16 protein-coding genes are annotated in these 24,853 nt (G+C 44.5%); 7 read left to right on the forward strand and 9 right to left on the reverse strand.

Features of this window, described 5'->3' with window-relative positions; all coding sequences use genetic code 11:
• The first annotated feature begins 74 nt into the window (after positions 1 to 74).
• Together AAFH98_RS01700 and mnmC2 are read left to right on the forward strand one after the other, a co-directional pair.
• Entirely contained in the window at positions 75 to 1,382 is a 1,308-nt protein-coding gene (locus AAFH98_RS01700) for a DUF4097 family beta strand repeat-containing protein (RefSeq protein WP_342520937.1), read from the forward strand.
• A complete protein-coding gene (mnmC2, locus tag AAFH98_RS01705) occupies positions 1,382 to 2,161 on the forward strand; it encodes a tRNA (5-methylaminomethyl-2-thiouridine)(34)-methyltransferase MnmC2 (RefSeq protein WP_342520938.1) in 780 nt (259 codons plus the stop codon). Before AAFH98_RS01700 ends, mnmC2 begins: the two co-directional genes overlap by 1 nt.
• A 46-nt stretch (positions 2,162 to 2,207) precedes the next feature.
• On the opposite strand, the gene AAFH98_RS01710 is transcribed toward mnmC2, so the two are convergent.
• The 3 genes from AAFH98_RS01710 to AAFH98_RS01720 form a co-directional block, all read right to left on the reverse strand.
• Positions 2,208 to 4,184 carry a DEAD/DEAH box helicase gene (locus AAFH98_RS01710; RefSeq protein ID WP_342520939.1) on the reverse strand — a complete coding sequence of 659 codons (1,977 nt, stop codon included), beginning with the start codon at positions 4,182 to 4,184 and terminating at the stop codon, positions 2,208 to 2,210.
• A 111-nt stretch (positions 4,185 to 4,295) separates the two neighbouring features.
• On the reverse strand, positions 4,296 to 5,060 hold the full coding sequence (locus AAFH98_RS01715) for a creatininase family protein (protein WP_342520940.1): 765 nt from the start codon (positions 5,058 to 5,060) through the stop codon (positions 4,296 to 4,298).
• A gap of 90 nt (positions 5,061 to 5,150) precedes the next feature.
• Positions 5,151 to 6,044: a GntR family transcriptional regulator gene (locus AAFH98_RS01720; protein ID WP_342520941.1), complete on the reverse strand. Its 894-nt coding sequence runs from the start codon at positions 6,042 to 6,044 to the stop codon at positions 5,151 to 5,153.
• Between the two features lie 295 nt (positions 6,045 to 6,339).
• Here AAFH98_RS01720 and AAFH98_RS01725 point away from each other — a divergent pair, with 295 nt between their 5' ends.
• From AAFH98_RS01725 to AAFH98_RS01735, 3 genes are all read left to right on the forward strand, one after another.
• Positions 6,340 to 8,436, forward strand: a complete 2,097-nt coding sequence (locus AAFH98_RS01725; RefSeq protein ID WP_342522051.1) for a CHASE2 domain-containing protein — start codon at positions 6,340 to 6,342, stop codon at positions 8,434 to 8,436.
• A gap of 9 nt (positions 8,437 to 8,445) precedes the next feature.
• Positions 8,446 to 9,756, forward strand: coding sequence for a M48 family metalloprotease (locus AAFH98_RS01730; protein ID WP_342520942.1), 1,311 nt, complete (start codon positions 8,446 to 8,448; stop codon positions 9,754 to 9,756).
• Positions 9,757 to 9,955: 199 nt separating this feature from the next.
• Positions 9,956 to 11,590 (forward strand): redoxin domain-containing protein, encoded by a 1,635-nt coding sequence (locus AAFH98_RS01735; protein ID WP_342520943.1) that lies wholly within the window; start codon positions 9,956 to 9,958, stop codon positions 11,588 to 11,590.
• A 10-nt stretch (positions 11,591 to 11,600) separates the two neighbouring features.
• On the opposite strand, the gene mutS is transcribed toward AAFH98_RS01735, so the two are convergent.
• Positions 11,601 to 14,285, reverse strand: a complete 2,685-nt coding sequence (mutS, locus tag AAFH98_RS01740) for a DNA mismatch repair protein MutS (RefSeq protein WP_342520944.1) — start codon at positions 14,283 to 14,285, stop codon at positions 11,601 to 11,603.
• Between the two features lie 129 nt (positions 14,286 to 14,414).
• On the opposite strand from mutS, the gene AAFH98_RS01745 reads away from it, so the two are divergent.
• Together AAFH98_RS01745 and AAFH98_RS01750 are read left to right on the forward strand one after the other, a co-directional pair.
• Positions 14,415 to 15,320, forward strand: a complete 906-nt coding sequence (locus AAFH98_RS01745) for a YihY/virulence factor BrkB family protein (RefSeq protein WP_342520945.1) — start codon at positions 14,415 to 14,417, stop codon at positions 15,318 to 15,320.
• A gap of 4 nt (positions 15,321 to 15,324) precedes the next feature.
• Positions 15,325 to 15,933 carry a DNA-3-methyladenine glycosylase gene (locus AAFH98_RS01750; RefSeq protein ID WP_342520946.1) on the forward strand — a complete coding sequence of 203 codons (609 nt, stop codon included), beginning with the start codon at positions 15,325 to 15,327 and terminating at the stop codon, positions 15,931 to 15,933.
• A 51-nt stretch (positions 15,934 to 15,984) separates the two neighbouring features.
• On the opposite strand, the gene AAFH98_RS01755 is transcribed toward AAFH98_RS01750, so the two are convergent.
• The 5 genes from AAFH98_RS01755 to AAFH98_RS01775 all read right to left on the reverse strand — a co-directional run bounded on the left by AAFH98_RS01755 (position 15,985) and on the right by AAFH98_RS01775 (position 24,812).
• Positions 15,985 to 16,464 (reverse strand): DUF4168 domain-containing protein, encoded by a 480-nt coding sequence (locus AAFH98_RS01755; protein ID WP_342520947.1) that lies wholly within the window; start codon positions 16,462 to 16,464, stop codon positions 15,985 to 15,987.
• 222 nt (positions 16,465 to 16,686) lie between these two features.
• Positions 16,687 to 18,000, reverse strand: a complete 1,314-nt coding sequence (locus tag AAFH98_RS01760; RefSeq protein WP_342520948.1) for a Na+/H+ antiporter NhaC family protein — start codon at positions 17,998 to 18,000, stop codon at positions 16,687 to 16,689.
• Positions 18,001 to 18,268: 268 nt separating this feature from the next.
• Complete coding sequence (locus AAFH98_RS01765; protein WP_342520949.1) at positions 18,269 to 19,567, reverse strand: efflux RND transporter periplasmic adaptor subunit; 1,299 nt, start codon at positions 19,565 to 19,567, stop codon at positions 18,269 to 18,271.
• A gap of 69 nt (positions 19,568 to 19,636) precedes the next feature.
• Positions 19,637 to 21,010: a TolC family protein gene (locus tag AAFH98_RS01770; protein WP_342520950.1), complete on the reverse strand. Its 1,374-nt coding sequence runs from the start codon at positions 21,008 to 21,010 to the stop codon at positions 19,637 to 19,639.
• A gap of 16 nt (positions 21,011 to 21,026) precedes the next feature.
• On the reverse strand, positions 21,027 to 24,812 hold the full coding sequence (locus AAFH98_RS01775; RefSeq protein WP_342520951.1) for an efflux RND transporter permease subunit: 3,786 nt from the start codon (positions 24,810 to 24,812) through the stop codon (positions 21,027 to 21,029).
• Positions 24,813 to 24,853: the final 41 nt, after the last annotated feature.

The following is a 24,853-nucleotide window of genomic DNA, read 5'->3' on the forward strand; positions in this document are numbered from 1 at the left end:
TGCAACTTATGTCCTTTCCAATTCGTACTACAAATAGTAAAAAAGATATCGACCATTAGATTTAGTGAAAAATTATGACCAAGCGTAATATATCCTGGGAAATTATCATTGCAGGTCTGGCCTTTGTGGGCATCGGCATTTATGTGATGCAACATATGGAATCATCAGACTCCCACAATAGGGCAACTGCTTTGCAATCCCATCCCGAAGCTCCTACGCCTCCCACCCCACCATCGCTGCCTGGGGCCATTGTTATCGATTTAACTGATCTTGAATCCCTCGAAAACCTAAAAGAGCTCCGAAAATTAAAGGATCTCAAAAATCTCGAACATCTGGAATTCGAGATTAAAAACATTGACAAGCTCGTTCAACAGCATAGCCAAAATGAACTCCAAAAAGAGAGTTTAAATATTGAATTGCAGGAGCTTGAAAAAGAGCTTCAAAAATTAGAGCAAAGTGATTTTAATGTACGGTTACGGGATAAAAAGCTATATATCAATAAAAAATATAGCATCCATGAAAACGAATGGTCCGAAGTAAATTCGGGCGTTTTTGTCTATAGAGATTCTTTTTCAGTTGAAGAAATTTCAGCACTGAATTTTAATGTCCCATTTGGAAATATAAATATTGTTGGCAACGAGTCTGCAAACGGAGAAATTACTCTCCGCGCCACTGGTGATATTGATAGCCCAAAAGAAATTGCAAACCAGCTAAGCATCCAAAAAAATATCATAAATGATAATGCTGATTTTAATATTAGTACAACCACTGGCAGTTCACTATCACAAAGAATAAACCTGGAAGCTACACTTGAGATCCCAAAAGATATTGCTCTAAAAGTAAATACATCCGGCGGACATATTACTGCTTCGCAGCTAAATAATATCGAAGAAATTATTACGGCAGGGGGACACATCACCTTAACCGATATTAAAGGAGATGCAACGGTCAAAACATCCGGCGGACATATTACCGGTAATAATATCACCGGAGATATATCCATAAAAACGGGCGGAGGTCATATTAAAGTTGAACAAACAAACGGTACTATTGAGGCCCAAACCGGGGGCGGCCATATAGAAATTCAGGATGTCAGTGGCAGTATTTCAGCCAAAACATCTGGTGGTAACATCTCTTCAACAATCCGCTCAGCCAACAATCAGCTGCGGTTTTCCACTTCGGCCGGTAATGTCTCGTTAACCCTTCCCTCCGATATTGCTGCCAATTTAGAAATTCAAGCAACCTCGATAGATTTGGATGAAACCTTTACCTTTGATGGTGAAAAGAGCCGTAAAAATATCACTGGCACCCTTAACGGCGGCGGAGTGCCTATTGTTATCAGCTGCGGCTATGGAAATGTAACGATCAACACCAGCAATTGATGTCAGATCCTTCCAACGAGAAACCCAAAATTGAAGAAACGCGCGACGGTTCTCACACATTATACTCCCCACAATTCGACCAACACTACCACAACCCCAATGGGGCTGTAGCAGAAAGCAAACACGTTTTTTTCGAACAATCAGGTTTGCTGGGTGCGCTTACGAACCGTGATCATATTACCATCTTGGAAATTGGGTTCGGTACCGGGCTTAACTTTCTCCTGCTTATGGATTACTGGCAGGAGTTAGATACTGAGGTTCGCATCGACTACTATTCCATAGAAGCTTTCCCTATTGATACAGAAACAGCCCAAAACCTAAATTTTGAACAACATCTTAATCATCCCAACTTGGCCAAGCACCTGCCCAAAATTTTTGCCAATTTATCCGATGGGATGAATCAGGTTTCTTTTGCTGATAGTATTAATCTTCATTTGTTTAAAGGGCTATTTGAGGATTTTAATCCCGAAAAAATTCAGACGGATTACATTTTTCAGGATGCCTTTTCGCCGGATGTAAATCCAGAATTATGGACCGGAAAAACCTTTAAAAAATTAGCTTCGCTGAGTAGAAAAAACGTTATTCTATCAACATACTGTGCTGCTTCCAAAGTACAAGGCGCAATGGCGTCGGCCGGATGGCATGTCGCTAAAACACAAGGAGCATTGGGCAAACGCGAAATGATTGTGGCTTCGTTAAGCGAAGAGCCACTTTCTGATTTCAAACGCATCAATAAAAAACGATATGCACGTCGCTACGAAGAAGGTGATTTTGATTAACACCGGGCACTTGCTGGCTGGGCTCACCATCGGTCAGACGAACAATTTATTTTTCCTGTTCTTGAAATCGCCGCAGTAGCCGCCCCAAGAACTTATCCGCATATACTTTATTGATATGGCTCATATCAGCCAGTAGCACCAGCCGTTCCTTACTTCGCGAAAAAGCTACATTTAGCAAGCGGGGCACCGCCAGACCATTTTTCTCCTCATCAAACGGACGTACCGAATAATGTCGGCGCCGACCATACTGTTGCTCCCCGCTCATGACCGTATCAAAAATAATCACATCTTTTTCCCGTCCCTGAAAGGTATGTATCGTTCCGACCTCAATCATCCCAAAATCATTCTCATACAACTCATTCCGGATATCATAAACCGTACTCCTGAACGGAACGATAATTCCAATTTCTTCTACCGGCACATGATTTTTCAGCACCAGTCGTTTTACAATCTTAATCAAGATGTGAACATGCACCTCATTCACCGGACTAAATCCACGTCCCTCATCGTTTTGAGTAAGCACCGGACCATATTTCTGACTGTCGATCACATTGACGGTGGGCGTACTGCTTTCTTGCGGGGTGATAGCGGGATCGAGCGGCTCCTCAGCATCAGCTGTTTTCAATCGGCCTTCATAAAATACCGTACTGAGCACCTCGGCCAAGTCCTCATTTAAGCGATATTGCGTGTCATAAAACGTAGTAAGCGGACGATTTTTATCATGCCAGGCAAAAAGATCTTCCGTCGTATCCGCATTGGATGCAAAGGTAAAAATATCATCCTCCAAAAATTTACGGGCATGGGCATCATCGGTCAACGCAATGGGTGGCAACTGCATGGGATCGCCCACTACCACAATATGCGACTTAGCCTTTGCTGCCAGCACCATCAGGTAAGGCAAATTGGCCATTGACGCCTCATCAATAACCACCGCCTCAAACGTTTGTCCATCAAACAAATCCGAAGTACAAACCTTGGCCAGTGTTGTTGCGACCAACTGCATTTTCTCCAGCTCAACACGCTCGTTAACCGTAACTAATCGGTCAATTTTCTCCTCCAGCGCCGCCTCACCACCATGCTCATCAACACGATCTCCCAGCATGTTGATACGTTCATCGAGCTCCTCCGGAACCGATTCGCCATGCTCCATCAAGTTGTCAATTTCCTTCTGTAATTTCTGATATTCACCCAGCAAATTATCCAAATTTCCAGCCTTCTCCTTGCCCTCCCGCTCTTTCTTATCCACATGTTGATCAAATAACACCTGAGCCAGTCGATCACTATCCAGCGCCATCTCACCAAACCGGGTTACGTTTTCCTCCAGATGCTCTTTCTCAATAGATGTAAGAGCCTGCAATGCGCTCAGCAAACCTACATCCACCGCTCGATTGGTATTAGCCGCAAACAGCACACGCTTTCCCTTAATCAGGTAATTGGCAATCATAAATCCCAGCGTGGAAGTCTTTCCCGTACCCGGCGGCCCCCAGACATACAACACCTCATTTTGCAACGCTTTAATCAGCGACTCATGCTGCGACTCATTCCGCTTGCTGTCATCTAATACCCGCGTATTTTCATCCGGTTGATGATGCTTCTCCGGATCGGGATAAAACAAACGTCCCATCCGTTTTCGGGCCTCTTTATCTTTTGATTCAAGCAGGTTCTCCAATTCCATACGCAGCCGTTGAAGCACAAAATCGTTCTCCCACTCCAGCTGTACTTTCGGCAATGTAGATCCAAAGTTATGGGGAAAATCGAGCACTACTTTTTCGTCTTCTACTGTCACCGGATACAACTCCAGCTCGTCATCATAATCCTCCATCTCTCCTTTGATAACTTCGGCAAAACGGAGAGAGGTATTACGCGACTCAAATTCATAATAAAAAGCGTTCGGCGGATGATCTTCGCGCCGCTTGCCATCAAACAACACATCACGAGCCGGTTTTTCACGCACGGTCTCAATCTCCGAAGAAACGGCCTCAATTGCGCGATTTATTAACTTTTTAATCTTCTTCTCAGACATCTACTATTTATCTAAAATCTTACCAATTATATTAAAACGACCCGGGCAAACATGAGAGGAGACACAATGCATCCGATACAATACATCTGCCGTCTCACATTTTCCACCTGTCTATTCGTATAAATCATTTAGATCAGCCTCAGCCATTTCTACAAACAAAGTGCTCACTTTTTGCACAACTGCCTCAAAATAGGCTTTCCCCTTCTCGGCAGTCGCCTTTTTAGGATTTCCAACCCCTGTATCCTCCGTCACCTCCGACCAACGGCGCTCGGCCCAGGCCCAGTCTTCTCGAAGTGCCTTAATACGGTACTCTTTCGCTTTTCCTTCGCCTGCCTGCTTTAAGGGTCGCACTAACTCTGGACGCAAATACATCACCATACTGGTTTCCATCTCATCGGCGTGATCGCCATCAGGATGATCAAAAAATTCACTTTTATCCACAGCCTGAAACCAATTGCAAAAGCTGATAAACATATCGGGATACTTTACCCCTAACTCCCGAATAATCGGTTTAAAATTGTTACCTCCGTGCCCATTCAAAACAAGCAATTTTTTTATCCCTTGTCGATCCAGCACTTCAATAACATCATTCAAAATAGCTGCCTGTGTGCTGGGATGCATATTAATATCCAGCTTTATATCTGTTTGACCCGTATTAACGCCGAAGGGAATACAAGGCAAAACCATGATTTTAGCCCCCTGTTCCCAAGCTCTTTTCCCGGCCTCTTCTGCAACACCCTCGCTTTCAATAATATCAGTAGCATAAGGCAAGTGATAGTTGTGAGCCTCCGTGGCTCCCCAGGGCAACACAGCCAATTCAACTTCCTGATCTTTGATTGCTTTCCAGTTGTTCTCAGCTAAAATATAAGGCCGCATAATTATTACTAATTATTGGGAATTGAAGGTAAGCGATAAAAATAAAACGCTACTACAATTCCTAATTCTTTATTTCTAATTGTTAATTGCCTATTGATCCCACAACTCCGCCCGAATGGTATCAGCACTCTGTTTCGATATCGTGTACTCCAATTTAATACGGCGACGCTCCGGAATTTTTTTCTCAACCAGCTTGGCGCTTTCTGTTGTATAGAGAATCAGATCCGTTTCACGAACAAACAACGGAAGCGACTCCCCATAGGTTGCCCCTGCCACAAATGATCCGCCAAATCCTACACTCGATTTCAGCTGATCAATGATGTTGGGAATTGACTGATCATCAGCGGTAACCAAACCGATAGTATCTATAGCGGCACGATCAACAATCGATAGTAACGTATTGGGATTAATACTATACACAATGGGCAACAAACGACCTTTTTCGCCAAAATCGCGAAACTTGTTCACCAATTGTACCGGTACAAAAAGGGCATCAAATTTTACGGTCTCATTGTACTGAGTATCGTTAAGTACTTGACTGCGTACCCCTACCTCAGACTTTATAGCACTGGCAAGCATAGCCCCCAGTTCATCCGTTTCTCCAATGCTGGCACAAGTTTCAATACGGTCAGGCCAATCCATAAAGCTCAGCTGCTCCTGAAATAATTCATCAATTTCTGATTCATCCAGACCATAGCCGATAAGCTCTTCCAGAAGCTTGCGCATCTTTTCGGCCCCAATTTCCAGCCGGTCAGCTTTATCAAGATTCGTATTCTGTCGCTCCACGATAAAACCCTTGCCGCGCTCACCGCGAATAAGACCCTCATCAGCTAAAATATGATACGCCTTGCGTACGGTATGAAAACTCGATTCCAGCTGCTGACCAAGCTCACGTGTTGACGGCAACGTTTCGCCCACCTGAAACTGCTTGGTGGCAATCATCAGTCGGATACGATCAGCAATATATTTGGCAGAGGTTTTCACAAATAATCAGAACTTAAAAAATTGCAATGCACAAAAGATAGGTGTTTCAACGCTCTTTCTCATTGATGAATTAAAAAATAAAAACGTCTCCCTTGCCAATATAATTCAATACTGATTGGCCAAAAACGACTCCTCAGTTGCAATTTCCTTTTTTCTTTTCAACATTAATCAGAAATAAATACAAGGGGTACATCTTTTTTACTAATCACAAACGAGGGGGATCACTATCAAAGTCGATAAAAACGTAAGCTTATCGCTCTTAGCTCTTGCCTTTTTTTTAATAGGGGTAATTAGTATTTACACCGGAGTCTTTAATGGCATTGACCGCATGATCCTGGATTATAAATTCCGGTATCTGCAACAAGAAGATCCCAATGACAAAATTGTCTTGGTTTCTATCGATGAAAAGAGCCTCTCTTACTTTAATCGGAATGGGATGTATTGGCCCTGGCCGAGAGAGTTCTATCAAATTGTTACCGATTATTTCCGAGATTCAGGGGCTGAACTGGTTATTTATGACATCCTGTTTGACACTCCCGATTTCGATCGTCGGAATATATCCGGGCGAATGAGCGATCAACGTTTCTTGCAATCTCTGGATAAAACTAATAATGCGATATTAGCTTTTAAATCAACAGCCAATGAAGACTCGGCCGTTGATCTTTCGATGAATAACGAGCCACTCATCGAGGATTTTGATATCGAAAATGATCCTCCATACACCCAACCGCACATCTTAACGTCAAAGCCACTCGATAAATTTTCAGAAGCAGCTACCGCTTTGGGCAATACGGTGATGAGTCCCGATGAAGATGGACTCATTCGCTCAGTACACCTTTTTGACAGCCTGGCTCACAAGGGCTACGTGCCCACTCTCGCTATGTCAGCCTACCTGGAGCTTCAACCTGATTCTGTTTCACTGGCATGGACCAACGATGGACTGCGTATCGGGGAACAGGAGATTCCACTTCAAGATAACGGCGATTACCTGATAAACTGGTATAAAAAAGGAGGGGTTCAAAATGGAACCTTTCCGTATTACTCCTTTCAGGCTATCGTGAAAAGTGCGATTCAACAGTTGCGAAACCCCGATACAGAAGTAGAAGTACCGGTACCGCATTCCGCTTTTCAAGATAAGATTGTCATCCTTGGCGCCTCGGCAGCGGGATTGGGGGACATCAAAAGCACGCCTATGAGTTCATTCGAGGCCTTCCCAGGCATGGAAATTCAAGCCACGCTTTTGAATAATTTGATTAGCGAAAATCATGTTACTGAGCTTCCTTTATGGATGAGCATTTTCATTCTACTTTTGATTACCGGGGCTATCCCCTATACCATTGCCTACTTGCGCCCGGCAAAGGGAGCCATCACTATGGTTGCTATCTTAGCTGTAATTATCGCAGCAGGATTATCCCTTTTTGCATTCAACCGGATCTGGTTTTCGACCGGGTTTTACCTAATCATCGGCACAATAACGTATAGTGGTTCTGCCGCCCACAAATATTTTGCCGAAGAAAAACAGAAGAAAGAAATCCGATCTGCATTTGGACAGTACGTACAACCCGAATTTGTAGAACAGCTTATTGCACAACCCGACCTGCTGCAACTGGGCGGACAAAAGAAGCGCCTGACGGTTCTCTTTAGTGATATCGCAGGTTTTACAACCATATCAGAACAAAAAGAACCTGAAGAACTCGTTTCATTTCTCAATGAATACCTGGGAGCCATGACCGATATCATATTCGAGCACTCCGGCACCGTTGATAAATATATCGGCGATGCCGTGATGGCATTCTGGGGCGCTCCCATCGGGCAAGCTAATCATGCTGAACTGGCATGCCGCAGCACCTTAAAAATGATGAAAAAAGTAAATGAGTTGGCTCCACAGGATACGAATATTCACTCACGATTTGGTATTGCCACCGGTGATATGATTGTCGGAAATATTGGCTCGTACAATCGTTTTAATTACACCGTTTTGGGAGACAAAGTTAATTTGGCTGCACGTCTTGAAGCAGCAAACAAAAAGTTTGGCAGCAGTACCATGATTGCCGAACAAACCTATGAGGATGTCAAAGACCAGTTCTATTGCCGCCAGCTCGATTTGCTGGTGGTCAAGGGTAAAACCAAACCCGTTCGGGTCTATGAATTAATGGCTGATAAATCAGATCCAGAGGCTAAACAAACCGAAAAAATTATTTCCATTTATCAAAAAGGATTAGAGTATTATCTTAGCAAAAACTGGGATGAAGCCATTGAACAATTTAACCAAGTTCTTTCGCTGAAACCGGAAGACGGCCCCTCCCAGACCTATATCGAGAGATGCCACGAATTCAAGAAAGATCCGCCACCTAAAGATTGGGATGGAGTGTTTCATCTAAAAACTAAATAGGGAAATATTATGACACGTAAAGGGATATTAGTTTCACTGCTGATACTATTTATCACCGTGATTACTGCCTTCATCAAATATGCCGAGACACTAACCATCAAGAATACAGTAGATATGCGCAATGGGCCCGGATCATATTATGAGCTCATTTTGCGACTCAATTCGGGAGCCGAGGTTTCGGAGATCAGCAAAAAACAACAGTGGCTTAAAGTAAAAGCTAATGATAAGGAGGGATGGATCCCCCAACGTGCCGCTTATATTGAACAGACAGATCGAAATACCAAACCCGATCAAGACGAGGTTGTGCCCGACGCCCAGGCTGCATTTGATGAGTTGGCTGATGATAAAGCTGACAGCACTCAGGACCCTTACGCTTCTCCCGCCCAGGTGGCAGCGGCTGTGAAAGGATTTGCTGAGGATTTCACCTCTTCACAAACCGGTAAAGAGGATGATGTTTTACTTGATGATTTTAACACTTTCGTAAATCCCCGTAACTATCAGCAATTTCGCAATACGAGGCTTCAGAACTGGAGTTGGGAAAAAGCGCAAGGACGAGTTGAAATCAATCCGGATGAAATTGCTGAATTAAATCCTATGCAAGAGCAGGCGGGATGGGGAATTGCCAATGTTATTGCTCAGCGTGGATTAATCAAAAATCCGGAGCTTCAACAATACCTTACAAATATTGCTCTCGTTTTGGCCGAAAACTCTCACCGCTACGAAACACCAGTCCATGTATACATTTTGGATAGTAACGAAATTAGTGGCTATGCAGCGCCCAATGGCTCTATTTTTGTTTCCAAAGGCGCCCTGCAAATCATGCGATCCGAAACGGAGTTGGCCTTCTTTCTTGCCCACGAATTATCCCATATCGTACAAAATCATGGCCTTAAAGAATCAAAACAGCGTGAGGCTAAGATTCAGGCAGATGAGCGTTTTCAAGAACTTGAACGAGAAGTAGATAAACAAGGAAAGTATGAAGAGGTAGAAAAAAATCTGAATCAGCTGGCAAATGAGATGTACGAATATACCATCAAAGATCGGCTGGAAGAATACGAATTCTCGGCCGATTACTGGGGCATTATCTACATGTATCGCGCCGGCTACCATCCACAGGACGGACTTGACCTACTAAAACGCATTCGCAGTAACCACGGAGAGTTCGAAGATCAAATCGGCCACGCCAAATGGGAGGGAACCTCTTTACGTGATCGTATTATCCGCATCGACAGCCAGAAGGATCAATTTAACATCCCTCAAAACTTTGGCCATAATTTCAAAAACACCTTCCAGCAAAAAATGAATACCCTCGAAAACTAATTCACAAAAGATCCACAACTATAGACGGCGATATTTAGCGAATGTTTTTAAAAGCATATTAACTTAGTTGTGACTCATGCTCAGGATAAGTGAGTTAACGTAGACTCTTATTCCACAATTTAAAATCAGGGTCTTCTATTTTGCTTTTCAAGCTATGGAATACTATATAGATAGTACCTTCTAAAAAAATGTACTCGCAATGAGAATTTTTGTGTTTCTTATTCTGGCAATCACAATAAATTCAACCATTACGTTAGCTCAACAATCTATACCGGACAGCGTTAGCATAACCTTCAAAGTCATTATCCCAGAATCTACCCCAGAAGATGCCACTATTTTTTGGGCGGGATCTTTAAACCACTGGGATCCTGGTACCCACGGAGCCGGATTCGGCCAAAAAGAATATGCTCGTCCGCTAACATACCCCGACGGTAACTGGACGATCACTATTAAAGCTCCCAAAAACAGTGAAGAATCTTATAAATATACGCGTGGATCGATTTACAGTGCCGAGGAACAAGCTGATTACACCTATCGCCCCACACGAAATGTAATTTTTGATGAATCTAAAACGATTGTAGATACCGTGGAGGCATGGCATGACCTTCCGCCGAAGTCCCTGACGGAATATTGGCCGCTTCTCAAACTTAAGGAAGCGGATATAACTATTATGAATAACAAGTATATAATGGACGGCACCCATACAATTCTATATGATCAATCTACTGGTGCTCAATTTTATGATTTCAAAGAAAGTGCTACAAAGGTTAAAAAAATCCCCGAAAACTTTTATGATGTCGTCTATTACTATCAGAAAATTTCTGCTACAACCAATGACCTTCAACTAATTACTGCCGCAAAAACAGCTCCTGAAGGCCCTTGGACTATCTTTGTTGATCAAAATGGAGATAAAAAAATTTCAACAAGTGAAAAAGCATTCAAAATCCATGATGATAAAGAGAAATACGATTGGTCGGAAAAAGTTCCGGTTCGGGAAATTAGGAATGATCAAGTAATCATCGATTCTGTCAGATTTTCCATTCAGCACGCTCATGATTTGCCCTCAAAATATTCTTCCAGTCCTAACACCAATGCACCTGACCTTACATTCAAACTACCATACAAAAACCGGCAGGCAACTTTAAATGGGCAGCAGTTTTATATTTCTGCAATCTATTTTATGCCCTTCAACAGCTATCATCAGTTGCTCATTGACCACAACCAAAATGATACTCTGGAAGTTGGCTCTGGCTCTAATGAAGTGTACAGCACTGATTTTTCGCAGATGCGTAAAACGCAAAAGTATTTTACGTATCCCACCTTCAAACTCGGAGACAAAAACTGGCAAATTGCCAACATTGATCCACACGGAAAATGGGTTCGCTTGCGTCCGGCAACCAACAAAAGTACAAATGAACGGATTACAATAGGGAAACCAGCTCCCAATTGGCAGGCGACCACCGTCAACGGAGACGAAATAGGTTCGGAAAAGCTGGAAGGAAGTTATGTGCTCCTCGACTTCTGGGGCAGCTGGTGCGGACCGTGTATTGAAGAAATCCCACTTCTTCAAAAAGTTTATCATCAATTCAAGAATCAAAACTTACAGCTGGTCGGGTTTGCCTATGAGAGTGAAACTTCATTGGACAAAGCCTTAAAAGAATACCAATTATCCTGGCCACAAATCTTAGATCAAAGTGGTAAATATAGTGCTAAATTTTTAGTTCATGGGTATCCCACTCATTTCCTTATTGGGCCTAATGGAAAAATTTTAGAAAAAGGCAGTAGCCTGCGCGGGGAGCAACTCATCCCCACACTCGAAAAGTATTTGAAGTAAATTTTTCAGATCACCCTCGCTTCTCGACCAGCTTTTTTAGTTCGGAAACCAACATCAACGATTCAATGGGCGTCATACGGTTGGGGTCACACGCCTCCAGCTTATCAATCAATTGTTCAGTATTGGGATCCAACTGTGCCTGAAAAAGGGACGGCTGTGTAATTTCGCCCTGCTTCTCCATCTCTTTGGCAGCTTTTTTAACGGCTGCTTTCTTTTTCTTCGCGCCCTCTTCAAGTGTACCATTACTGTCGGTTAGATCCAGGCTGTGACTTTCAAGATTCGAAAGGATTTCCTTGGCGCGCTCAATCACAATCGAAGGCAAGCCCGCCATATCAGCCACCTGAATGCCGTAGCTGTGGTCGGCACCACCACGCACCAACTTCCGGAGGAAAATCACCTTGTCGTCATGCTCTTTAACTGACACATTGTAGTTTACAATATGATCATACATGTTTTCGAGCTCATTCAGCTCGTGGTAGTGCGTGGCAAAGAGTGTTTTTGCTGCTACCGATGGCTGATTGTGCAGGTATTCGGCCAGCGCCCAGGCAATACTGAGTCCGTCAAAGGTACTGGTTCCCCGTCCAACTTCATCCAACAGGATTAAGGAATTTCGCGTAGCATTATTCAGGATATTTGCCGCTTCATTCATCTCCACCAGAAATGTACTTTCCCCGGCTGCCAAATTATCCGACGCTCCAACACGCGTAAAAATCTTATCCACTAAGCCGATGTGTGCCTCTTCGGCCGGAACAAAACAGCCAATCTGTGCCAGCAATACAATCAATCCCGTTTGACGCAGGATGATACTTTTACCTGCCATATTGGGCCCAGTAATAATCAGGATTTGTTCATCCTCATTTTCGGTATGGATATCATTTGGAATAAATGGATCTCCGGGCGGCAACGTCTTTTCTACCACCGGGTGACGTCCTTTTTTAATATCAATTTTTTGATCGTCAGCAATAGCCGGCTTACAATAATTATTGTGATAGGCTACCTCTGCAAAACTCTGCAGGCAATCCAACTCGGCTATAGCTTGTGCCACCTGCTGCACCTCCTCGGCAAATCCCGCAATCTCAATGCGCAGCTCTTCAAACAGATCGTATTCCAAGCCCTTGCTTTGCTCCTCAGAAGATAAAATACGCTCCTCGACTTCTTTGAGCTCAGGGGTGATATATCGTTCTGAATTTACCAGCGTTTGCTTACGAATAAAGTGCTCGGGCACCTTATCGGCATGCGTGTTCGTCACCTCAATGTAATAACCGTATACTTTGTTATAGCCAATCTTCAGTGAATCGATTCCCGTTTCTTCGGCCAGCTCATTCTTAATATCGGCAATATAATCCTTGCCATTACGGGCAATATTTCGAAGCTCATCAAGCTCCTCATTATAACCATCCTTGAAAATATCCCCATCGCGAATACTCGTGGGAGGATCTTCTACAATGGCATCTTCAACCTTTTCCTGCACTTCGATCAGCAGTTTCAGCCGTTCCAGGATATCATTGAGCAGGTACTCATCAAGATGGTTAAATTGCGATTTTAGAATCGGAATTTGAGCCAGGGAATCCTTCAGCTTCACCAAATCACGCGGATTAGCTCTACCCACGCAAATGCGCGAAATCAAACGCTCCAAGTCCCCTATTTTATCCAACTCTTCACGTATCTTTTCCCGCACATCGTGATTTACATTCAGCGATTCTACGGCATTCAAACGAGCCCGTATCGGCTTCATCCGTTTCAGTGGACGCATAATCCACTTGCGAAGCATGCGTCCGCCCATAGCCGTACAGGTATCATCCAAAATAGAAATCAAGGTTCCTTCGCTATTCCCGGTATTCTGGATCGTCGTCGTCAGCTCCAGATTTCGTTTCGTCGATCCATCCAGCGACATAAAATCATTACTCTCAAACTTTTGTATGCGCTTAATATGGCCCAGCGAGGCTTTCTGCGTTTCCTGGATGTAATGCATCAATGCACCAGCTGCAATATGAGCAACTTCAAGACCTTCTATTCCAAATCCTTTAAGTGAATGGGTCTCAAAATGATCAGTCAGCAAGTTATATCCATAGTCGCCCTCATATACCCAATCCTCAATAAAGGTCATATTGTAGTCGAGCAGAAACTCTGGAACATTGTTCTTTAAATTTTGCGGCAACAGTAGCTCGGCCGGGGCAATGGATTGCAGCAAATCATCCAACCGATCCTTTTCAACCTGACTTACCGAGAACTCACCCGTCGATACATCGGCAAAAGCCGCGCCGGCTGTTTTACCGTCCCAATATACCGCCGCTGCATAATTATTGCGCTTGTGCTCCAACAGTTTTTCTGACATCGTGACCCCGGGTGTCGTAATCTCAGTTACCTCCCGATTTACAATTTTTCGGCCTGCTTCTTTAGCTTCAGATGGGTTTTCAACCTGTTCACAAACCGCTACCCGATGTCCCTTCTTTACCAACTTGGGCAAATAGGTATCCAGTGCATGATGGGGAAAGCCAGCCATTGGGGTTTGGTCGCCGCCGTTGTTTCGTTTCGTAAGTGTGATTCCTAATTCTTTGCTCACCAACTCGGCATCATCAGCAAAACATTCATAAAAATCTCCCACTCTAAAAAGCAAGATAGCGCCCTCATGTTCTTCCTTAATGTGATGGTACTGGCGCATCAATGGGGTTAAAGACTTGGACTTGGTACTCATTAACGGCAGATATTTTTGTGCTTAACGGTTAATTTCGTAACGTACGATTTGTGTGATCAAATTAGATTAGCAAAACAAGGGCGAAGCCTGTAACTTTCGCCATCTTCTTAATTTAGTACTCATTGATCAGTGCAGAAGTATAAGGATTTCTGGCGGCTCATCGTAAAATTGGTTAAAAAGAAAGATGTCTTTTTTAATGCCTCCGCCATCACTTTTAATCTTTTCATTTGTGCCATTCCATTTATCCTGCTGATGATCTCTATCATCGGTTATATTCTGTCTTATGAAAAGGCTTTTGCCGAAATCCTGCGCTATGGACGCGAGCTTTTTCCCAGCTTTACTTATGAATCCCAATCCGGCGACGTTTACCGGGGCGCCATCACCCTTGAAACACTGTTAGAACCGTTAATTGGTGCCCGTCGACTGTTCGGGATAATCGGAACTGTCATCCTTGTGTTCTTTTCACAGGGATTTTTTCACACTCTTAAGCACGTCGTGTTCGATATTTTTGAAATTGAGGATCGGCGCCACCCCATCCTCGAAATGGTCTATAACTTTTTCACTTTCGGGTTAGTGGGAGGAGTGTTTTTATTTTTCAGCCTTGGCATATCCCTGGTGTCACTGGTATCTATCGATACATTGACACTGCCCTATACCAACCTTCAATTTGAAGTTAGTTGGGTTTACGAATTTCTGAACCTATTGATCCCGGTTCTGTTCACCCTCATCCTGTTTTATATTATCTTTCGATATATCAGCGAAAAGAGAATGCAACCAAGGGTAGCACTTCTGGCAACAGTCGTATATACCACGCTTTTTGAACTTGCCAAATTGGGAGTCGGGGCATATTTAAATTACGCTTTTACCTCATATCGTTACTTTTATCAGGGGTATACCGTTTTGGTTATCATTGGTATTTGGGCCTTTTATTCTGCAATTCTTTTTGTGTTTTCCACCATTGTAGCCCGTTCATATCAAGACGCATTTTTGGAGGATCAAAACGCTGATGAAAATCCCTATACGATGATTTCGTAAACCTATGGCAACACAAAAGCTCTCACAATCTTTTTATCAACATTCGGATGTTGTAGAAGTAGCCCGTCTTCTGATCGGTAAAGTTTTATGTACACATATTAATGGCCGCCCGCTAACCAGTGGTATCATCACCGAAACCGAAGCGTACTACGGCCGCGGCGATAAAGCTTGTCATGCTAATAATGGTACACGAACTGATCGCACAGAAACGATGTATCAACCCGGGGGCGTGGGATATATCTACCTTTGTTATGGCATTCATCATCTGTTTAATGTGGTTACCAATGTGCAAGACAAAGCTGATGCCGTGTTGATCCGTGCTATAAAACCACTTGAGGGAGAACAAGAAATGCTCCGTCGCCGCAATGCAGAAAAAGTAACCCCTTCATTAACAGCAGGCCCCGGCCGACTTACGCAAGCACTGGGTATTACCACTGATTTGGATGGCATCAATCTTACTGAAAATACAGTATGGATTGAAGATCGTGGCTATCAGTTTTCTAAGGATGAACTGACTGCCACACAACGAGTGGGAGTAGCATACGCAGGTGAAGATGCCAACCTTCCCTGGCGATTTTATCCGCAAGAAAGTAAGTGGGTAAGCAAAAAATAAAAGCCCATCTCGGAAACCGAGATAGGCTCTAAAACGTCAAAAGTTATCAGATCAGTTTTGGCCCTGACCCTGTTGCGCACCTACAATCTTGCGGTAACGCTTCCCTACTTCAGGATTTGTTTGCAGCGCCTGAACAATGGCCTGAAACCGTTGTGGTTGTAATCCATTAGCCTTAATTGCACCCATAAGCTCCTTCTGTTGGGTCTGCATCAACTTGGGCTGTACCTCATCGATTGTTTTCTGCTCTTGGTCTGTTACATCTGCAGAATCCTGAGGATTGCGCTGACTCATCATAATTTCCTGAAAACGTTCAGGATTCATCTCTTTATCAGCCAGTAAAGAATCTACTGCTTCATTTACCTTTTGATTTACATCTTGCGTTACAGCCGCAAACTTTTCCAATTCTTCATCAGTGATGCTATCGGGTTGTGTCTGCTGCATCTGCTGTTGCATATTACCTTGCGCAAAAGCTGAACCAGCCATTAACACAAATCCAAGTAACAAAGCTGCGGATTTTTTAAAAAACGTCATAAAATATGTTTGTGAATTAAATTTAAGAGTTATGCCTTACAATAAGCTCCACTAAAATAGAGATTATTTATTCCGATAAAAAATAGCCGTCTATAGGCTATTAGTTAAGATTCTCATTTATCAACAAAGCCTAACGAGCTATTTGATATTATATTCTAACTAAATTAACCACCCTTTTCCCTTGATCTAATATTCTTATTTAAATAGCCTCTAACCACATTGTTAAGAGGTTTTGAAAGTATTACCAAGAATGATTATTCCGATTGTAACTGCTAACAGAATGCCCCCAAAATAATTATGGATTACAGCCTCCCATGGAGAAATAGCAAAGGTTCCGCTAAGCAACAAAGCCTGATTTCCATAAGGCAAAAATCCCTGAGCTACGCAGGAAAACGTATCTAATACAGTAGCACTTCGCTTGGGGGAAATATCGTGCTTCTGAGCCAAATTTCGACTTATATCGCCGGTCACCACAATAGAAACCACATTATTGGCAATACAGAAATCCGTAATAAAAACAAGAACCCCAATAGCCATCTGCTGGGCACGGTTCCCCGTTCTTGATACTTTCTCTGCCAACCGATTAACGTGTTCAGAAATCCACTGCAACCCACCCTGCTGCTTGATAAACTCCCCCAGCGATCCCACAAACATAGCCAGTATAAAAATACCCTGCATATTGGCAAATCCAGCGGCAATATCGGTACCAAGTGCAGAAAGCTCATAGCCGGTAAAAATAACTCCCTGCAAGGCTGCCATCACAATCCCGATAAGTAGTACTACAAACACATTCATGCCAGCAACGGCCAAAACAAGAATAGCCAGATAGGGCAGCGTAGCTGCCCAGCTAAAAGCTTCGGGAGTTATCGGGGCCGAATCGGTAGCTAAAAAGACAAAAAGGAGTGTTGTTACTACCACAGCCGGGAGGGCAAACTTCATATTCTCCCAAAACTTTTCCTTCATTCCCACTTCCTGCGTACGGGTAGAGGCAATGGTGGTATCAGAAATAATAGAAAGGTTATCCCCAAACATAGCGCCACCTAACAGCGCTCCGGCAATAAGCGACTCACTGGCACCGATCTGCCCGGCAAAACCCAGGGCAATAGGAGCCAGTGCTGCTATGGTTCCCACAGATGTACCCATAGCCAGTGAAATAAGGGCAGCAATAATAAATAATCCCGGCAATATATATCCCGAAGGAACTAACATCAGGCCCGCATTAACCACCGCCTCCACACCACCGGTAGCTGTAGCAACACTGGAAAAAGCTCCGGCCAGTAAGAAAATGAAACACATAGTAATAATATTACTGTTGCCAGCTCCTTTAACCAGCACAGCAATGGATTCGCCCAGTGGTTGGGGGTTTAACATCACCGCTAACATCAGGGCGGGGACAATGGCAACCTGTCCAGGAAGCTGCTGAAATGGTCGATCAACACCCATAATTTGAAGGGTCAATCCAGTGCCTAAGAACAAGCCAATGAAAAGTAAAATAGGAAAGAGGGAACGTTTTGCAGCGTTATAATCAGGAATCATGTTAAACAGATTGCTAAGCTCTAAGTAAAATCAGTTAGACTAACATCTTCAGTTTTAATGTCAGATAATACAGTTTTTTTAACATAGCCACATACTTTCCTCTTCGAACTGCAAGTCAGCACTCAAAGTGAAGCCACTCTCTCAATTCCAGCATGGGGATGCTCACTGCCAGTGAAATCCAAATATTCACTTTTTAACATTCCGGGCTAACTGTTTATGATGATTCTGATGCTCTTCGTAAGCATGTACCTTAATTCTATTTTATAAATTACTTCTCCCTGGTCGGTTTACCTTCGGCGGGATTCTTATTCATCATACTGGCTTTTCCTGCCAACTGTGCAGCACTGTCAATTTTGAAATTGCCGTTGGTAACCACCTTTTCTCCGGCCTTCACTCCGGATCTAATAACATACCGATCGCCCACGCGTGGACCTAACTCAATTTCACGAAACTCAAACGTTGGCCGGTCAGCATCAGGTTTTTGTACATAAACTACCGATCGCTCTCCGGTCCACAGTACCGCAGATTTTGGAATTAACGTTTGCTCTCTGCCCTCGGCTATTACCGAAGAAATCACGCCTTCGGCCAACATCTGTGGTTTCAAGCGTCCATTCTTGTTTTGAACCTCAGATCGTACTTTAACGGTACGAGACTGTGAATCAAGGGTAGGATCGATGTAGGTAACCTTGGCTTCAAACGTTTCGCCTGAATAGGATTCAACGGTAAAACGAATATCATCCCCAGTATTCAGGACTGCCAGATCTTTTTCGTATGCATTAAATACCACCCACACTGTCGATAGGTCAGCCATTTGATACATCACGGTACCTATTTCAACATGATCTCCAACCGCAATATTTCTCGTTATAATATATCCCCCCATGTGTGAGGTAATATCAAACTGTGTATTCACTTCCCCGGTACGTTCTATCTCCTGGATTTGGCTTTCCGATATTTTCCAATTAAGCAACTTGGCCCTGGCTGCTTTGTACAATGACGAGCTTTGTTCTTTATGCTTCATGGCTTCAAGCAGTTCTTTTTGTGCCGAAACCAGTGCCGGAGAATAGATGGAAGCTACTTTTTGACCTTTCTCAATATATTCCCCGGTAAAATTGACGTAAAGTTGTTCAATCCGTCCCGGAAAATGAGACGGCAGACTTCGAATCCTCCGTTCATCCACCATCACTTTACCCGGCATTCGAACTTCTACTCTGGCTACTTCCCTGGTCACCTCGGTCGTCTGAATTTGGGCTAACTTTTTTGCCTCTTCTGTCATTGTTAGCTGATAGGGATTTTCTTCATTAAGATCACTGTCTTCCTGATTTACAGGAATCAACTCCATCCCGCAAATGGGACAATTCCCCGGTTCCGACTCTCGCACGCTGGGATGCATGCTACAGGTATACACTACTTCGCCCTGCTCATTGGTATGAGCTTCTTCAACATGTTCATTCATACTTTGCGGCTCATCGGATGATGATCCACCAAAAAACAGCCACCCCAACAAGAGCCCAATGACTAATATTCCTGCTGACTTTCCAATTTGGTTGATATTAAGTGATTTCATGATTTCAAATTTTAATATTAAGTAATAAGTATTGTGTAGTGAGAAATATTTCGGATTATTTGCTACTCACTACTCTAATTCAATTGCTTCAGGATTTGCATTGTGCTTCCCGTACAGATACTCGATGCGAGTCACCGCCGTATTCTGATCAACAAGCGCCTGTTCACGAGCCAGCTCGTAATCCAACAGCTTGCGCTGCAACCGAAGCAGCTCCTCCAAGTCGATTGACGAGGTGGTATACTGCTCGGTTAAAATATCGATGGTCTGCTGGGTACGCTGGATCTGAATCTCCTTGTACAAATTTAACCTTCGCTGTCCATCATGATAATCACGCAGTGCCTGATTGAGCTCCGTTTGTAAGCTGTTCTCCATAACCCTCTGCTGATCCTGGACTGTCCGCAACTGAATCTCCGCCTGTTTTTCCCTGGCACGATATTTTTTCCGGTACAGCGGGATCTGAATGCCACCGCGCGCAACAATAGCGTCTTTGCCGTTATCGGTAAGTGCCATATCACGTTCACCGGTGATCATATAATCGATACCAAGATTAAATTTGGGCATTCCTTCTTTACGGGCGGCTTCAATACTGCTACGGGCCGAGGACGCCTCAAAATCCATTTTCATCAGCCGTGGATTTTGCTGCCTGACCAACTGCTCTAATTCTTCTGTAGAAATCCGCAGTGTTTTCTGATTCAACGAATCCGGGATAACAACATCTTGCTCTACCGGACGATTGAGCAGTTCATTAAATTCCTGTATAGCCACTTGCTTGTTATCTTTCTGTAATTCCAGCCGTGTTTTAAGATCTTCCTTTTCAATCTGTACACGCAGCACATCAACCTGTCCTACCTGATCGGTTTCATACTGTTGGGTAACCAACGACTCAAACATATCCAGGATATCAATATTTTCTCGCAGGATGTAAATCGTCTGTTCAATCTTATACAATTTATACCATTGCTCCTGCACCTTGAAAAACAGTTGATTGCGAGCATCTTGAAACGTTCTAAATTTGGCCTTTGCCATTTGCGAAGCTGCCTCACCACGCGCATTCAGCGTCCCAAACCACGGGAACATTTGTGTGAGGCCAAACCGGGTCTGTTGTGGACCAACCCTGGTTTCAATGGGATTGATAAAATATCCGAAAGATAATTCAGGGTCAGGCAACGTGCTTACCTGTGGGGCTTGTTGTAAGGCCCCCAAATATTGGCGGTATTTTACTTTTAATTCGGGATTATTCTGTGCCGCTTCCTGCAGATAGCTATGTATTGGGGATTGGCCCCTGTCTGGTTGTTGAGAAAAAGCCAGTATTGGGAACAACGCTATAAATGATACAAGGATTATCTTCCTCATCCCCCCTCCAAAGGGAGACTTGGGGATAGCTTGCTTTGTAGTTTTATCTCGGAACCAACTCGAGAATATTCTATTCTTCACATATTTCATAATTTTAAATCTCTTCTCAATTAACATTCTGGATCTGCGTATCACTGCTAAGGCGTTCAAGCTTCCACTCTTTCCACATGCCGTAAAGCACCGGCACCACAAACAGCGTAATAATCTGTAAGAACATCCCGCCGACGCTGGGAATAGCCATCGGCACCATAATATCCGCACCGCGCCCGGTGGAGGTTAGTACCGGGACCAGTGCCAGAATCGTCGTGGCTGTCGTCATCATTGTGGGGCGAATACGTCGGCCAGCCGCCTCTTCTACCGCCGATTTGATCTGTTGCAGCGTTTGGGGCTTGTCACGGTCGAATATCTGATCGAGATATGTAGCCATCACCACACCACCTTCAGCGGCAATTCCAAATAGGGCAATAAAACCAACCCACACTGCAATACTCAGGTTTACCGTCCCCATCTGGAAGAGCTCTCGCATGTTGGTGCCAAACATGCTGAAATCCATAAACCACGGCTGACCGTAAAGCCATACGAGGATAAATCCACCGGCCCAGGCCACAAAAATACTGCTGAAAATCATCATGGATGTGGCAACCGACCTGAACTGGAGGTAGATGATGAGGAAAATCAACAGCAGAGCAATGGGCAAAATAACAGAAAGTCGTTTTGAGGCACGCACTTGGTTTTCGTAATTACCGGCAAAGGCATAGCTGACACCCGGGGGTACCGTCAAATCACCCGCCCCGATCTGCTCATTAAGATAATTCTGGGCATTCTCAACGGCATCCACCTCGGCAACATCATCCTGACTGTCAAAAATTACGTATCCAACCAAAAAGGTATCCTCACTTTTGATGGCCTGCGGTCCCTGCCGGTACCGAATTTCAGCAAGTTGTCCCAATGGCACTTGCGTTCCTGTCCCGGTCGGAACCAGCATATTCCTAATCTTTTCGGGATCATCACGCTGCTCCCGGGCATAGCGCACCCGCACCGGGTACCGTTCACGTCCCTCTACGGTATTGGTCAGCGTAATTCCGCCCAGTGCTACCTCCAAATAGTGCTGCACCTGTTGCATAGAAATTCCGTACCGCGCAATATTTTCTCTGTTTACATCGATCTCGAGGTACGGCTTACCTACTATGCGATCCGCAAAAACAGACGACGGCTTAATACCCGACACCTGCTTGAGCTCCTCTTCGAGGCGAAGTCCAAAATCTTCGATGGTTTGCAGATCCGGCCCCTTCACCTTGATCCCCATCGGTGCACGCATCCCCGACTGCAACATAATCTGCCTTGTCTGGATAGGCTGCAATTTCGGGGCAGAAGTCGTTCCCGGGATATCCGCTGCTTTTATGATCTCATCCCAAATATCATCCGGCGATTCAATATGGTCCCGCCACTGCCGGTAATACTGTCCGTTAGGATCAGGAATAAGCTCTCCATTATCATTGCGCACAAAATCCCCTGCCGAATCTGTGCGGAATCGGATTCGATGGCCATCCCCATCCGTTTTATATTCTGTTTTATAGGTGATGATATTTTCATACATCGAGATAGGGGCCGGGTCCAGCGCTGATTCCGTACGTCCCATTTTGCCAACCACGTTTTCGACTTCCGGAATAGAGGCCACTCGCATATCCAGCTTCTGCATAACATCCTTGGCCTCCTCAATACCCGCATGGGGCATCGTCGTTGGCATCAGCAAAAAAGAGCCCTCATCCAACGGCGGCATAAATTCTTCACCCAGTCCGGGGAAAGCCGCTTCGGCTGTCTGCCAGGGAGCACTTCTTTTTATATCAACTCCCACAGAATCAAATCCGGTAGCTACAAACCCAAAAATCCCCGAAAAGCCGAACCAGATCATCATGGAGAGCACAATCAACGATGTAGGTATCGACAGAAATAGCTTTTTGTGTGTCAGACACCAATCCAAAATGGGACGATAGTAGTAGATTACCAGCCAGAAACTACCCATAATAACAGTAAGTAACAGGGCCACAGTTATAAAGTTACCGGCAAAGGTCACGCCGGGCCCCATTGGTAGCCATTCGCGCGTAAGCAACCATGCTACAGCCAGCACGATTAGTCCCATATTTAACCTGGGCAACCATCGCTGATACCGATCATCGTTGAGGAACAGGGCAGTACCATTAATCACCCCAAAACCTATCAGCACCAATCCGGCCCACGTCATCACACTAAAAGCGATCAGCGATCCTCCCACCACTAACAAACTATTCCAGGCCAAACGAATGGGACGTTGTTTAACTTTGATGGAAAAGAACCAGTGAGCAAATGGAGGGATGAGCGTAATCACAATAATGATAGCCGCTATTAGCGCAAACGTCTTGGTAAAGGCCAGCGGACGAAAGAGCTTACCCTCGGCGGCAATCATTGTAAAAACGGGCAAAAAGCTAACAATCGTCATCGTAATTGCCGTGATAATAGCATGAGCCACCTCACTGGATGCCCGGTAAATAACTTCGAGCAAAGATTCACTGGGGGCCGCACGCTCCATGTGCTGCAACATATTCTCCGAAAGCACGATCCCCATATCCACGATGGTACCAATGGCAATAGCGATACCCGAAAGTGATACGATATTGGCATCTACCCCAGCCAGCTTCATGGCAATAAAGGTCATCAACACGGCTATGGGAAGCATTGCCGAAATAAGGATAGAGGTGCGCAGGTTCAACACCATTACCACAATCACAATAATGGTAATCAGCACCTCCAGCGATAGTGCTTCTTCAAGCGTGCCAAGCGTTTCTTGAATAAGCGTACTTCGATCATAAAAAGGAACGATTGACACCTGAGACTCCGTACCGTCATCCAGTGTTTTGGTGGGCAAACCGGGCTCGATTTCCTTAATCTTTGCTTTCACATTTTGGATCACCTGCATGGGATTGGCACCTTCACGTGCAGTAACAACCGCTCCTACGACTTCTGCTCCACCTTTGTCAAGCGCACCACGGCGCAGCGACGGGCCGCGACTCACCTGGGCAATCTCCTGAATACGAATCGGGGTATTCTCCGCCACTTTGACCACCGCCTGCTCAATATCTTCCATATTTTTGATGTAGCCCAGCCCCCGCACCAGGTACTCCACGTTATTCATCTCGATAGTTCGAGCTCCCACTTCGGCGTTACTTTCTTTCACGGCTTTAAAGACCTCAGTCATGCTAATGCCATATTCCCTCATTTTTTCGGGATCGACATCTACCTGGTATTCACTTACATATCCGCCGATGGGTGCCACTTCGGCCACCCCCTCCGTTGAAGAAAGCGCATACCCCACATAATAATCCTGAATACTGCGAAGTTCTTGCAGATCCCAGCCACCAGTGGCATTACCATTATTATCACGCCCCTCAAGGGTGTACCAAAAAATTTGTCCAAGTCCGGTAGCATCGGGACCCAATGAAGGCTGCACACCCTGTGGCAAAGTCCCTGCGGGGAGTGAGTTCAACTTTTCAAGGATACGGGAGCGACTCCAATAAAAATCCACATCTTCTTCAAAAATTACGTAGATACTGGAGGCACCTATCATAGAGCTACTGCGCACCGTTTTAACACCGGGCACCGTAAGCAGTTGAGCAGTCAGCGGATAGGTAATTTGATCCTCTACATCCTGCGGTGATCGTCCCGGCCATGAGGTATATACTATTTGCTGGTTTTGTCCCAGATTTGGAATGGCGTCTACAGCCACCGGATCTTGGGGCAGCAGATCGATATCCCATGAAAACGGTGCTACAGCCACACCCCAAACCACCATTGTGAGCAGTAGTAATACGGCAATTAATTTGTTTTCCAGAAAAAAGCGTATGGTTTTGTCAAGCATATGTATGCTGAATTAGCGATTTCGAAAAATGAGTGATACGC

Origin of the sequence: Fodinibius sp. Rm-B-1B1-1 (genome assembly GCF_038594945.1) — a bacterium.
GTDB lineage: Bacteria > Bacteroidota > Rhodothermia > Balneolales > Balneolaceae > Fodinibius > Fodinibius alkaliphilus.

Bases quoted from the DNA above. Each gene is read 5' to 3' on its own strand.
- AAFH98_RS01730 (WP_342520942.1), top strand. From the start codon at position 8,446: ATGACACGTAAAGGGATATTAGTTTCACTGCTGATACTATTTATCACC.
- AAFH98_RS01770 (WP_342520950.1), bottom strand. From the start codon at position 21,010: ATGAAATATGTGAAGAATAGAATATTCTCGAGTTGGTTCCGAGATAAA.
- AAFH98_RS01760 (WP_342520948.1), bottom strand. From the start codon at position 18,000: ATGATTCCTGATTATAACGCTGCAAAACGTTCCCTCTTTCCTATTTTA.
- AAFH98_RS01700 (WP_342520937.1), top strand. From the start codon at position 75: ATGACCAAGCGTAATATATCCTGGGAAATTATCATTGCAGGTCTGGCC.
- mnmC2 (WP_342520938.1), top strand. From the start codon at position 1,382: ATGTCAGATCCTTCCAACGAGAAACCCAAAATTGAAGAAACGCGCGAC.
- AAFH98_RS01710 (WP_342520939.1), bottom strand. From the start codon at position 4,184: ATGTCTGAGAAGAAGATTAAAAAGTTAATAAATCGCGCAATTGAGGCC.
- mutS (WP_342520944.1), bottom strand. From the start codon at position 14,285: ATGAGTACCAAGTCCAAGTCTTTAACCCCATTGATGCGCCAGTACCAT.
- AAFH98_RS01715 (WP_342520940.1), bottom strand. From the start codon at position 5,060: ATGCGGCCTTATATTTTAGCTGAGAACAACTGGAAAGCAATCAAAGAT.
- AAFH98_RS01775 (WP_342520951.1), bottom strand. From the start codon at position 24,812: ATGCTTGACAAAACCATACGCTTTTTTCTGGAAAACAAATTAATTGCC.
- AAFH98_RS01755 (WP_342520947.1), bottom strand. From the start codon at position 16,464: ATGACGTTTTTTAAAAAATCCGCAGCTTTGTTACTTGGATTTGTGTTA.
- AAFH98_RS01750 (WP_342520946.1), top strand. From the start codon at position 15,325: ATGGCAACACAAAAGCTCTCACAATCTTTTTATCAACATTCGGATGTT.
- AAFH98_RS01735 (WP_342520943.1), top strand. From the start codon at position 9,956: ATGAGAATTTTTGTGTTTCTTATTCTGGCAATCACAATAAATTCAACC.
- AAFH98_RS01765 (WP_342520949.1), bottom strand. From the start codon at position 19,567: ATGAAATCACTTAATATCAACCAAATTGGAAAGTCAGCAGGAATATTA.